The organism is Desertibacillus haloalkaliphilus, from assembly GCF_019039105.1.
GTDB classification, from domain to species: Bacteria; Bacillota; Bacilli; order Bacillales; family KJ1-10-99; genus Desertibacillus; species Desertibacillus haloalkaliphilus.
The window spans coordinates 1-12654 of sequence record NZ_JAHPIV010000009.1 but is presented as its reverse complement, the minus strand read 5'-3'; the positions used below and the strand labels follow the sequence as shown (position 1 = coordinate 12654).

Sequence of the window (12654 nt, the reverse complement as noted above, 5' to 3'; positions counted from 1 at the left end):
CATTAAGACTCAGGTTTGATCTCTTCCATAAACGATTGAACATCCCTTTCAGTCATCCCACCGATATGCTTCCGAACGACCGTTCCGTGTTCATCGATTAAAATCGTTGTCGGTAATGGACGAATACCATAAGCGTCGAGAACATTAGAGCCTCGGTCGATAACAATCGGAAATGTTAGGTTATGACGATCGACAAACCTCTGTACCGATAATTCTGGTTCGTCAACGTTTACAGCGATAATTTCAACACCTTGGTCCTTGTAGGCTTGATATTGACTTTCCATGTACGGCATCTCTTCTTCACAAGGAGGACAATAGGTTCCCCAAAAATTTAGAAACACCCCTTTGCCTCGTAAATCGGCTAATTCGACTCGATTCCCATCTAGGTCGGTTAACGCAAAGTTCACTGCTTCTTCACCTGCGTTTACAACCTCTGTGTCATCAAAAAAGTTTGCATAAAAGGTATAAGCTAATGCAACCCCTATAATACTTAAAATCGTGGTACGCATTAACAATCGTTTCTTTTTCATACCCCACTCTCCTCTTTGTCATACTTTATCTCTGATGAAACACTTTTTGCAGTATAATAACCTTATTATAACGTTGCAAAACTTTGTAGAAACATTAGCTTTTTGACTTTTGTGTGACAGCTAATTCCCGAATATGCTTAACCTCTATCGGTTTTAGCTCTCTAACATCCCCTGGATTTAACCCCCTCAAATCAAGGGAACCGTAACGCTCACGCTTTAGCTTTTGCACTGGATGACCAATCGCCTCAAACATCCGGCGAACTTGACGGTTTCGTCCTTCATGAATAGTAATCTGTATAATCGCAGTATCTTTCTTTCTATTTCCCGAGATAAATTTTATCCGTGCTGGCGCTGTCTTCCCATCTTCGAGCTCAATCCCTTTTTCTAACTTCTTAAGAGCTGTACGTTCAGGGATACCTTTTACTTTTGCAATATATTCTTTGTCAATTTTAAATGTAGGGTGCATCAGTTGATTAGCAAACTCACCGTCGTTTGTAAGTAATAAGAGCCCGGATGTATCATAATCTAACCTTCCAACGGGAAACACACGCTGTTCGACTTCTAAAAAGTCTGTCACAACTTTCCGTCCACGATCATCACTTACACTTGATAGTACCCCAGTTGGTTTGTAAAGCAAAAAATAAACCGGTTCTTCCCGGTCAATCGGCACACCATTTACTTCAATTTCATCTTTGTTTGGAGTCACCTTAACTCCTAATTCTCGAACCACCTGTCCATTGACTTTTACCTTACCTTCTTGAATTAAAACCTCTGCTTTTCGTCTTGATGTCACACCAGCTTGGGCAATGACCTTTTGCAATCGTTCCATAATTTCACCTCGTCTACCATAATACTCTTCCATATATAAATTCTCAAGTTACCAGCCTAAGTTTACATTTTTGTCACTCTTTTGATTATGACCGAGAGTCGATTATTATTATACATTTCCATTATAAAAATCACCAACACAAGTGCTGGTGATTTATGAACCAAAGACAAGCGTTACAATCACAATCGCTGCAATAACGCCTACTAAATCAGCTAGCAGTCCAACTTTAAGGGCATCTCCCATTTTCTTGATTCCGACCGCTCCAAAATAAACGGTTAACACATAAAACGTTGTATCTGTGCTCCCCTGCATCGTAGAAGCGAGCCTCCCAATAAATGAATCAGGACCATATGTCGCAATTAAATCTGATGTCATCCCTAGTGCGCCTGTCCCAGAAATAGGGCGAATTAACGCAAGTGGGACAATCTCTGATGGGACACCAATCATTTGTAACATTGGTTTCATCAAATCAATAAAAAATTCCATTGCGCCTGACGCACGGAAGACAGAGATGGCCACTAACATTCCGACTAAATATGGAATAATTGATACGGCCATCCCAAAACCTTCTTTTGCCCCTTCAACAAACGTCTCATAAGTAGGAACTCTCTTTGCCGTTCCATACACGAGTACGAAGCAAATCAAGAGGGGAATCAACCAAATCGAGATCACAGTGAGCCATGACACGTCTATCCCCTCCCTTTACGTAATCGTCGATAATAGAAGTAACGGTCAATCAAGATAGCAGCAACTGTCGAACATGTAGTTGCCATGAGCGTCGTCCCGACAATTTCAGTAGGAGAGACAGAATCATAACTCATTCGAATCGAAATCACCGTTGTCGGAATAAGGGTAATACTGGCGGTGTTGATTGCTAGTAAGGTAATCATTGACCGACTAGCACTATCTTTCCCTCCATTTAATTCCTTCAATTGCTCCATCGCTTTGATTCCCATGGGTGTCGCTGCATTGCCTAAACCGAACATATTTGCTGTCATATTTGATAAAATATACCCCATAGCTGGGTGGTCATTTGGCACATCTGGAAATAATCGTGTAGCAAGTGGCCGCATCACCTTTGCCAACCCATTCAACAATCCAGCAACTTGGGCAATCCTCATTAACCCTAACCAGAACACTAAAATACTTATTAACCCAAAACAAATCGTAACAGCTTCTTTTGCCCCTTCAAATACTGCTTCATTTAGTTCTTCCATACGCCCATTTATGGCTGCAAAGGCGACACCAATAAGGATCATCGCCATCCATATGACATTAATCAAAACTCTTCACTCCAATGGTAAAAAAGAACATTTCCTTAAGTTTAGTCCAAAAACTTTTTTCACCTTCTTCACCATCAGGGGCGGTATAAAACAATGGGACATTGGCAATCGTTTCGTTATCTAACGTTACCGTCATCTTCCCGACAGGCTGTGGAACCCCCCACTCATTTACATCTTCATCCTCTGGCGGACGGTATAACGTAATGTTTTTTTCAACCATGTCTTTTTCAAGTTCAGTTAATGGATAAGAAAAAGTATAGGCTGCACTTACATTGTCACGATAAAAATCATCTTTAATCCCTTTAATGACCCCTTCTTTAACCAAGTCTTCAAGCTCGTAATTTTCAAATGCCCAATTAAAGAGGCTCATATGATCTTGCCAATCACTTGGGGCATTTAGCGTAACCGCAATTAAATCAACGTCATCTTTTGTTGCCGTTGATACCAACGTACGTTTAGCACGTTTCGTATACCCTGTTTTCCCTCCCGTTGAATGCTTGTAAAGCTGGGTCAATAGACGGTTTTTATTTTTCCAGATGCGATCCCATTCCTCTCCTTCTTGAGGGGCACGATAGGTTTCTGTTGAAGAAATATCACGATACTTGTCATTTTTCATCGCGTATTGCGTAAGAAGCGCCATATCATAAGCAGTAGAGTAGTGCTCTTCATGATCATCAAGACCATGAGGATTTGAGAATACGGTGTTATCCATGCCAATTTCATCAGCCTTTTCATTCATTAAATACACAAAGCCCTCTAAGCTCCCACCTACATGCTCTGCAATCGCAACACCAGCATCATTTCCTGATCGTAGCATCAATCCATATACAAGATCCTCTAATAAAATTTTTTCACCTGGTTTCAAATAAAGCGATGACCCTTCAGTACCAGAAGCAAAGTCACTCACCGTTACTGTCTCCTCCATTTTCCCAGACTCAATCGCTAGAATTGCTGTCATAATTTTAGTAATACTAGCAATTCTCATTTGGCGGTGTTCATGTTTCCCATACAACATCCGTCCCGATTCCTGTTCCATTAAAATGGCAGTTTGTGCCGATACTGACACGTTTGCTGATGTGTTCGTGGGAACCACCGTAACTAATAATAAAATTGAAAGCATAATGATGGCAGTTTTATAAAACATTTTCGTCATCTCTATCCCCGTCCCATAGTTTTGTTTTGTACAAGTGTATGCGCAAAAGACATGCATATGCTTTAATTGCATGAAAACCTAGAAAACGTAGAAAAAACGAGGATGCCCCAAAAGGTATTAATCAACCTCTTGAGGCATCCCGAAACTTTTTGACACTCTTTCTTTTGTTAATCACGTAAATAAGGTGACAATTTCTGCATCACATCTTGCATCTCTTTAGCACTGTGTTCATACATTTTCTTTATTTTTTGAGAATCTGTCGCTAATGCGAACCCCTCTAAATCAGCCTGACATTTTTTTATGGTTGATAGTAACATTGGCTTTTCAACCGGCGCAGGTACTTTCAATTTATCATCAAATAAATCAAGCGTTAATTGTCCATAGGAATCAATTTGTCCTAAATAGACATTTTCGATGGCCGCCCCTTGTTTATCAACTTCACCTTCCAACCACCTTCGATTAAACCCCATCGTTGCTAACGGTTCATCAAGAATCTTTCCATCCATAATCACAGTTTGCGGTTCCTTAATGGGCGCTACAGGGACTTGCAAATCCATCGGTGTTAATGGTTGCTTTTGCTTTTTTAAGAGCACATTCAACTCACCTGTCGGCTCAAGAACGGCAAACTCGACGTCCGCTACATTAAATACATTTCTCGTACGCAATTGCTTGAGTAGATCATCAGATGTATATCGTTGTTTTTTCATGTTATCTTCTAAAACTTTTCCATCTTTTATAATCGGTATACCTTGACCACCGACAAGGTTACGGAACGTCTTACTTTTCAGTGATAAGATACCGACAAGATAAGGTATGAGAATCCATACAAACAATGCTGTTAATAAGAAGCCAATATTAATGTTTAACATTACTGATCCAATGGCAACGATGATCCCGATTACGAAGATAGCAAGAGCTTCAAAATAGGTGGCTTGAGCTAATGATTTTCGTACAAACAATCTTGTCGCAAACATAATAATGAGAATACCGACAAATGAACGTAAGGCTACTTCAATCCAACCGGGCATTCACTTCCCCCCTTCCTCCATTCTTGTTTATAACCATTTAAAAACCTTTGTATTGGGGTTCTTCTCGTTCCATCTCGCCAACTCTGTTTTCAATGTCCGCAATAACACGTCGTGTCTGCAAACAAGTCTCGTGAAAAACCTTACGCGCTTCTTCATCCTCACTTTTAAGAGCAAAGGCTCCTAAGCTTGCTTCAATTCCTTTTAAACTTGATAAACATTGTTTTACTTGTGATGCTACTGTCATCGCTGACCTCCATTCTACCCTTTTGGTCTAAAAATTAATGAGGCAATAAATCCAAAAATAATTGCGGCCGAAATCCCGGCACTTGTGACTTCGAAAATCCCGGTAATAACACCAATGAGTCCGTGTTGCTCTGCTTCAGCCATGGCACCATGGACGAGCGAATTCCCAAAACTAGTAATCGGGACTGTTGCCCCTGCTCCAGCAAAGTCAATTAGTGGTTCATAAAGCCCCAATCCATCTAATATCGCGCCAGTTACAACAAGTGTACTCATCGTATGAGCTGGGGTTAACTTCACGACATCCATGAGCAGTTGACCAATCACACAAATCAATCCACCAACGATGAAAGCCGATAAAAAGATCATCAATCATTCTCACCTCCAGCTTCAATCGAGACGGCATGTGCGATACATGGGATCGTTTCCTTCTGTTGAAACGAAAGTGGTGATAACAATGCACCTGTAGCAACAATTAAGATTCGCTTAAATTCACCTTTTTTCATTCGGTTTAGGAGGTGTCCGTAAGTAACCGCAGCTGAGCAACCCGAGCCACTACCTCCGGCTAATACAGGTTGTCCTTCCCGATAAATCATTAAGCCACAATCTTGAAACTGTTCTTGAGACAGCTTTAGCCCATGCTTTTCCAATAAATCAGAAGCAATCGGGTGTCCGATGTGACCTAAATCGCCTGTTGCAATCAAATCATAATAATCAGCATCGATATTCAAGTCCTTAAGGTGTGCTTCAATGGTATCGACAGCAGCTGGTGCCATTGCCCCTCCCATATTAAAAGGATCACTAATCCCCATATCAACGACTCGACCAATCGTTGCAGATGTAATGACAGGTCCGCTCCCTTGATTGGAGACAATCGCTGTCCCAGCAGCAGTTACCGTCCATTGCGCCGTCGGAGGTTTTTGTGCCCCATATTCCGTCGGGTATCTGAATTGTTTCTCATTCGCTGCATTATGACTAGCTGAACCCGTTAAAATATACTTTGCCCCACCGTGATTCACGATAAAAGCACTGAGCGCTAATCCTTCCATCGAGGTTGAACAAGCTCCAAATAAACCTAAGTAGGGAGTTGCTAACGTTCGACATGCAAAGCTTGTTGGTGTAAGCTGGTTAATGAGGTCGCCTGCAAGACAAAATTGAATATCCTCTTTATTTAAGTAGGCCTTTTCAATGGCTTTAGTTGATGCTTCTTCCATAAGTACTTTCTGAGCCTTCTCGTAGGAGTCTTGTCCTAACCATAGATCGGCATGCAACGTATCAAAATCATTTGGAATATTGCCATTCGCTTCAAAAGGACCACCTACCGTCCCCGTCGAGATAATAACCGGACGATTCGGAAATGACCATGTGCGGTGCCCAACTAACATTTACAACCCTCCCCACTGGATAAGCATTGTTTTAATAATTGCAATCACAAATGCTGCAAACGTTCCAAAAACGATCACAGATCCTGCAAGTTTAAACATATTCCCACCGACACCAAGAACATAACCTTCTGTACGGTGCTCAATCGCAGCGGACGCAACTGAATTAGCAAATCCCGTTACTGGCACAGCGGTACCTGCCCCTGCAAATTGTGCAATGCGATCATATACCCCAAACCCAGTTAACATCGTAGAAATAAAAATCATCACAGCAATAGTAGGATTACCAGCTGTACTTTCCGTAAAATCAAAATAATGGATAAAGAACATTGAAACAAACTGTCCAAGCAAGCAAACAAAACCACCAACAAAAAATGCCTTCAAGCAATTTTTTAATACCGGTCGTTTAATTTCATGTTCACTTGCAAATTTTTGATATTCTTGTTGAACTGGTGTTAAATTCTTTTTCTTTTGATCTGACATATCGATCCCTCATTTCATTCACACGTTTTTCCTCATTTACCTTTTCATATCTTCTTCAATTTTTTTTACCTGCTTTTCTGTCTGCGATTTGCTGATTTCATTCTTTTTTAGCTTATTTTCTAATTCTTCTAATTCCATGAAAACTTTAGCATCTGTTGAAAGGTGAACATTGGCTTCAGGGTATCGCTTCTTGATTTTTTCAAATCCTGTTTTGCGAATGTTTTCCAATTGAAGTCGATCGAGATGTCTTACCTTCGAAGCAATATAAATATCTTCCTCATAGTTAACACCTTTGACTGCAATCACTTCTTCCATTGAAATCAATATTTTTTTTGCTTCATCGGCTTTTGTTTGATCGATGACCGCCTCTTCACCTAGCTGCTGTGGCGAGATCGTTTCTTCCTGTTGTATGCCTTGCCCTTGACAAGCCGTGATTAGTGCCAAGCAAGCAATGATGATAAGTGTATATAATTTCATGCTCCACACCTTACCCTCTAATCTAAATTGTTATATATCGGTTAGTATGAAAAGAAAGAATCGCTTTTATGTAGCTTTTTTTACCGTTACGATTTAAGAAAATAAAACATGATGAAAAGGTTGATGTAACCTGCATTACATCAACCTCTTGCACTTATTGTTGTTTGTACTGTGGCTCCTCTTGTTCAATTTCCTGCATACGTGGTGTGATTGTGTCTACAATCCCTTGCGTTTGTTGAGCCATGCTTTGAAACATTTGTTTAGCCTGCTTATTTTCTGTTTGTAAAGCAAATGTTTCTAAGCTAGCTTGTGCACTTTTTAACCCTGCTAACGTTTGTTTTACTTGAGTAGCTACAGTCATGTTTCATCCCCCTAATCATGATAAAAAAATTTGTTGGTACGCTATTTATGATGAGAAGAAATACCGAATTTATTTGCACCAATAATTGTCACTTACAGGATATTCATTACACAAACTGAGAGTTTATTGGTATTCTATGTTATAAATGAACGGAAAAGGGAGGTGTTATTTTGAACACGAACATCATACTGACTGTCATGCTAATCATTGTTTTAATTATTTTAATTATGAAGATACAACAATTAGTAACGATACAGCGCGCACTCTATAAACAACAACTGAGAAACGAAGAAAAACAAGAGGCATTAATCGATATCCTTCATCAACAGGAAAGTGTTGAACAAAATGCGTTACAAGAGGAATTACGCTCTCATCTAATGCTCAAAGCTTTAAAAGTTCGTCATGCGGTCGACAAACAAACGGTTAGCATACATGCTCGTCTGATTGAAAATGCTCCACGTTCATCTGGATTAACCGATAAGCAGTTAGCATCAACCTTCTCACCACAACAGTTACAGGCGATCGAAGCTTATTGGCAAGCATTCAATGACTATTTGCATGCCTACTGGTTAACGAAAAATGGGAAAGTAAAAACCGTGTTTAGAGGTCATGATAGAAGTAAAGAAAGCGAGATTGGAAAAATGATGCACGCATCTCATGAATTGCTACGAAAGTTAGATCCTCTTCTTGACCAACTTTCAAATGAAAACCAATGATACATCATTGTAAAACCACAAGCTCGTTTATTCGAACATGTTGATTACATAATACATGTAGGACGGAAATTAGTTAGTGACTCATTCTTATTTGAGAGGCCGAATACGAGTGGATCACTATCGATATGTTGTATCACCTCAAGGTTGAGATCCCTCCCTCCTTCCCTCCTCTTGCACTCCGTTATTTAGTACCTTCCTGAGCAAATACGTGTTGGTAATTCGTATAAACAAGGAACGTTTATAAATTAGCATAGGATATTGTCCTGTCAAAATGTGAACAATGACTCTTATGGGGGAGGGCCCCTGATTTTATTTTTTGTTTATCTTTTTTAGCTTCTGGTCAAAATAACGGTAAAATAGGAAGATTCTTTGTTCGATACATTCAAAAATAGCGAGGTTTGTTACCAAGTCAATCTATAAAAGGAGTGAATGTATGCGACTACAACAAATCATTGTTATGCTTATCATTGCTTTATCGCTAGTCGGTTGCCAGACTAATGAAGATGAAGATAAAAATACAATTCAAGGACTTGGAAAAAAAGATCACCCTGATAAAAATGTAGTATTTGTTATTCTCGATTCAATGATGGGCTCCCTCGTCGAAAATAGTAAAGAAAAAGGGATGGTACCCGCCATAGACTTTTTAATGGAAAACGGTCAATATTACAATGACCTTGTCTCACCGTTTCCATCGATGTCTGTAAATATTGAAAGTACGATTTTAACAGGTACAATGGCTGATAACCACCAAGTACCGGGATTGGTTTGGTATAAGCAGGATGAAGACCGGCTTGTTGACTACGGTTCAACCATCGAAAAAATGCTTAAATTAGGATTAACTCAATCGTTACAGGACTCGTTATATCATTTGAATAATACACACTTAAATCCACAGACAACAACCATTTTTGAAGAGTTACAGCAAGAAAGATTGACAACAGGGTCAGTCAATATGATCGTCTATCGTGGGGAAAGTGAACACGAACTTACACTTCCACCATTGCTAGATGGTCTAGTGTCTCCAAACGGCCCCCTACTAACGAAAGGACCTGACCTATTAGCATTCGGCAGCGCCATCAAGCCTAATGTGATTGCCAATCAACCATTACCAGACTCTATCTATCAGCGTTTCGGGCTGAATGATGAATATTCGATTGAAGTAACCAAAGCATTGATCAAAAATAATCAGCAGCCAAACTTTCTTGCGGTTTTCCTTCCTAATTTTGATAAGGAAGCTCATGAACACGGTCCTCATTACCGAAGAGGGTTTGAGCGAGCGGAATTATTATTTCAGGAGATCTTAAACAGTTATGATAGTTGGGAGCAAGCATTAGAGGAAAATATTTTTATCATTATTGGTGATCACGGTCAAGACAAACTAAAAAGTGACAAAGATGAAATGTTAATTAACTTAGACTCTATCTACAACGATTATCAAATATCAACATTACGTGAGAATATAAGCAATGGAGAGATTGCCTTTGCTAATAACCATCGAAGTGCGTACGTTTATTCTTTACATGATCCAACACTTATACCGAGTCTTGCTGAGACAGCGATGGTTGATCACCGCATCTCATTTTCGGCTTGGCAAGAAGATGACTGGATCTATGTCCTCTCACCTAACCAAGAGCAAACGCTCCGATTTAAACCTGGTGGACAGTGGAATGATCGCTATGATCAGTCGTGGACTATTGAGGGCAATGAAGCGATTTTAACATTGGAACTTGATCCTACTATGAACGAAATACACTATCAAGACTACCCTGATGCATTAAACCAACTATATAGTTCATTAAATAGTCATCCTGGCTCATATCTCGTTCTCAACGCCAAACCAGGCTACAGTTTTGCCTCTGAAGGCGCTCCTGAACATGAGGGTGGAGGGGAGCATGGTGGTATGCATAAAAATGATACATTAGCCGCCATGATCATCGCTGGCACCGACCAACAGCCAAAATACAGACGAATGGTTGACCTAAAGGATTTCTTTAAACAACTTGTAACCCCATAACAAGTAATATAAAAGTAGGACTGCCCCGAGTCTCGTCGAGGGACAGTCCTCTTTCTACTTTAATACGGCTGCCAACGAAGCGTACGCGCCTGTAAAAACCGTTGATTGACAGCATCCCAATCAACAACATTCCACCAATTTTCAACGTACTGACCTTTATCTGTTTTATATTGTAAGTAATAGGCATGTTCCCATACATCTAAGACTAACAGCGGAATAACATCCCATTGACTTAAATTTTGATGTTTTTCAGCTTGTAAAATCTCTAAACGATGCGAACGCGGGGCCCAAACAAGGATAGCCCAACCGACCGCTTCTACTTTTTTTGCAGCCTCAGAAAAATGTTGTTTAAATCGCTTAAAGCTTCCAAAGTCTTGATTGATTTGTGTAGCAACTTCCCGTCGTGGTTGCCCTCCCCCCCTTGGACTCATAATGTTCCAGAAGATCGTATGAAGGTAATGACCAGCACCGTTAAAGGCAGCTTCACGCTCCCAGTGTTTGATCAGGTCGAAGTCCCCTGACTTCCTTGACTTCTCCATTTCTTTTTCCGCTTTATTCAACCCATCTACATAACCTTGGTGATGCTCAGAATGATGCAACCTCATAATTTCCGCACTAATGTAAGGCTCTAATGCATCATACGCATATGGTAGAGGTGGGAGGGTATGTTTCCCAATCGGTACACGCCTCATCGCTACAGGTTCGACCGATTGCTGTTGTACTTCCTGTCGATTTATGAGATCCTCTTCGTCTATTTGGTTATCCTCATTTCTAATCTCGTTGTTATCATCACTCTCTTCCAACGCGTAGAGCGCTGACCACTCTTCATATAAAGCTTGTGAAGAATCTTGAAGACGATTTATTTTTTCAAGAGTAGCTTCCGGTTCTAGATTCTCCTCTATGTCTTTTAGCTCATCTTCAAATGCGTCAATTTTTGCTTTTAATTGTGCGTGATCGTCAAGTCCACCTCTTGACTCTTCTTCATTATCAACACCTACAAGTTTAATAACACGATCGTACCAGTCAAGCAACTCTTCTTTGTAGGATCGATATGTTTCAAGATGACGTTCCATATTATCCCCCTTTAACGAATGACTCGCTTTACTATATGCCCACACGTGCATAAAGTGTTCACCAAGAATCACTCTCACCTTTTTTTGACTGAAACATAGATCACACATCACTTGATGGACGCATATGGTAGGTTTGAAAATAGTAAGGAGGGAACGTGGCATGGATCACTATCTCGAAACCGCCTTGTTTGAACATCGCTTTTGGTTACAAGTTCTAGGCGATCACGCTCGATTTATCCGTGATGCACTTGCTCCAACCGAAACAGAGGAAATTAAGGCTTCGGAAATGTTTATTTCGGCATTTGATCAGTTACTTGACCAAGCAAACGACGTACTTACACGTGCACAACTGCGTTCACTTAACGAAGACGCGGATGCTAATGCGAAAAGCATTCGGGAGTTTAAGCTATCACTGATCGAAAAGCATCTAGTTGGTCAAATTACGATTGAACTTCCACCCACCTTTTTAAATCATATGGTTAATGAAGTCGATGAATATATCCGCATCTTAACGTACTTAGTGAATGAACAAACACCACCCATTTGCCATCCCCTTCACCACCATCTTGTTTGGTTACTTGATGCTGCCGGTCATGCAGGTGCGATTTCAGACTCACTTGATGCAACAGAAAAGAAATTAACAAAAAAAAGTGATGCATTCACGACAACTTTTGAAGATTTTTATATCAAAGCCGTTGAAATGGCAGGGTACCTTAGGGCAAATATCGAACAATTTCCGGCTTTATCAAGGTTTAATAACCAAGTCGAACTTGAGGTCGCGTTATTTAAAGCTTTTTTAGCCGAGATTGAAGAGCTAGAACTTTCAAACGAGGTTCTATCCACCTTTTCAGCATTAATGGCTGATCATATGGCTAGAGAAGAGTGCTATTACCTCTTTAAATTGGCTGAATCATCAGACACCTCTCAACCTGATTGTGATCCAACAAAACCAAGAACACAGGAATGAAGCACAACAATCGAGTAGGAGGATAATCATTAATTGATTATCCGACCTCTCAGTCAAGTAGCCAATGGGAGTTTCACCCAAAGGCTCTCACAGAACCGTACGTGAACCTCTCGATTCA

Annotated in this window: 16 protein-coding genes; 3 read left to right on the top strand and 13 right to left on the bottom strand. The window is 40.3% G+C overall.

Annotation, left to right across the window (positions count from 1 at the left end; all coding sequences use genetic code 11):
* Positions 1 to 2: 2 nt before the first annotated feature.
* The 12 genes from resA to KH400_RS11125 all read right to left on the bottom strand — a co-directional run bounded on the left by resA (position 3) and on the right by KH400_RS11125 (position 7766).
* Positions 3 to 530, bottom strand: a complete 528-nt coding sequence (gene resA / locus KH400_RS11180; RefSeq protein WP_217224664.1) for a thiol-disulfide oxidoreductase ResA — start codon at positions 528 to 530, stop codon at positions 3 to 5.
* A 94-nt stretch (positions 531 to 624) separates the two neighbouring features.
* A complete protein-coding gene (locus KH400_RS11175; RefSeq protein WP_217224663.1) occupies positions 625 to 1359 on the bottom strand; it encodes a pseudouridine synthase in 735 nt (244 codons plus the stop codon).
* A 153-nt stretch (positions 1360 to 1512) separates the two neighbouring features.
* Positions 1513 to 2046: a spore maturation protein gene (locus tag KH400_RS11170; protein WP_217224662.1), complete on the bottom strand. Its 534-nt coding sequence runs from the start codon at positions 2044 to 2046 to the stop codon at positions 1513 to 1515.
* 2 nt (positions 2047 to 2048) lie between these two features.
* A complete protein-coding gene (locus KH400_RS11165; protein ID WP_217224661.1) occupies positions 2049 to 2642 on the bottom strand; it encodes a nucleoside recognition domain-containing protein in 594 nt (197 codons plus the stop codon).
* Positions 2635 to 3786 (bottom strand): D-alanyl-D-alanine carboxypeptidase family protein, encoded by a 1152-nt coding sequence (locus KH400_RS11160; protein WP_217224912.1) that lies wholly within the window; start codon positions 3784 to 3786, stop codon positions 2635 to 2637. Before KH400_RS11160 ends, KH400_RS11165 begins: the two co-directional genes overlap by 8 nt.
* Positions 3787 to 3962: 176 nt before the next feature.
* Positions 3963 to 4823, bottom strand: a complete 861-nt coding sequence (locus KH400_RS11155; RefSeq protein ID WP_217224660.1) for a DUF421 domain-containing protein — start codon at positions 4821 to 4823, stop codon at positions 3963 to 3965.
* A 37-nt stretch (positions 4824 to 4860) separates the two neighbouring features.
* On the bottom strand, positions 4861 to 5067 hold the full coding sequence (locus tag KH400_RS11150; protein ID WP_217224658.1) for a DUF1657 domain-containing protein: 207 nt from the start codon (positions 5065 to 5067) through the stop codon (positions 4861 to 4863).
* Positions 5068 to 5081: 14 nt separating this feature from the next.
* Positions 5082 to 5432 (bottom strand): stage V sporulation protein AE, encoded by a 351-nt coding sequence (spoVAE, locus tag KH400_RS11145; RefSeq protein ID WP_217224910.1) that lies wholly within the window; start codon positions 5430 to 5432, stop codon positions 5082 to 5084.
* On the bottom strand, positions 5432 to 6448 hold the full coding sequence (spoVAD, locus tag KH400_RS11140) for a stage V sporulation protein AD (RefSeq protein WP_217224656.1): 1017 nt from the start codon (positions 6446 to 6448) through the stop codon (positions 5432 to 5434). Before spoVAD ends, spoVAE begins: the two co-directional genes overlap by 1 nt.
* Positions 6449 to 6928, bottom strand: a complete 480-nt coding sequence (gene spoVAC / locus KH400_RS11135) for a stage V sporulation protein AC (protein ID WP_217224655.1) — start codon at positions 6926 to 6928, stop codon at positions 6449 to 6451.
* Between the two features lie 36 nt (positions 6929 to 6964).
* Entirely contained in the window at positions 6965 to 7405 is a 441-nt protein-coding gene (locus tag KH400_RS11130; RefSeq protein WP_217224654.1) for a hypothetical protein, read from the bottom strand.
* A gap of 154 nt (positions 7406 to 7559) precedes the next feature.
* Entirely contained in the window at positions 7560 to 7766 is a 207-nt protein-coding gene (locus tag KH400_RS11125; protein ID WP_217224653.1) for a DUF1657 domain-containing protein, read from the bottom strand.
* Between the two features lie 170 nt (positions 7767 to 7936).
* On the opposite strand from KH400_RS11125, the gene KH400_RS11120 reads away from it, so the two are divergent.
* The gene (locus KH400_RS11120) at positions 7937 to 8482 is read left to right on the top strand and encodes a hypothetical protein (protein WP_217224652.1); all 546 of its coding nucleotides are present in this window, start codon (positions 7937 to 7939) and stop codon (positions 8480 to 8482) included.
* Positions 8483 to 8915: 433 nt separating this feature from the next.
* On the top strand, positions 8916 to 10496 hold the full coding sequence (locus tag KH400_RS11115; RefSeq protein ID WP_217224651.1) for an alkaline phosphatase family protein: 1581 nt from the start codon (positions 8916 to 8918) through the stop codon (positions 10494 to 10496).
* A 59-nt stretch (positions 10497 to 10555) separates the two neighbouring features.
* Here the strand turns inward: KH400_RS11115 and KH400_RS11110 are convergent, their stop codons facing one another.
* Positions 10556 to 11569: a superoxide dismutase gene (locus KH400_RS11110; RefSeq protein WP_217224650.1), complete on the bottom strand. Its 1014-nt coding sequence runs from the start codon at positions 11567 to 11569 to the stop codon at positions 10556 to 10558.
* Positions 11570 to 11729: 160 nt separating this feature from the next.
* Here KH400_RS11110 and KH400_RS11105 point away from each other — a divergent pair, with 160 nt between their 5' ends.
* Positions 11730 to 12536, top strand: coding sequence for a DUF2935 domain-containing protein (locus tag KH400_RS11105; protein WP_217224649.1), 807 nt, complete (start codon positions 11730 to 11732; stop codon positions 12534 to 12536).
* Positions 12537 to 12654: the final 118 nt, after the last annotated feature.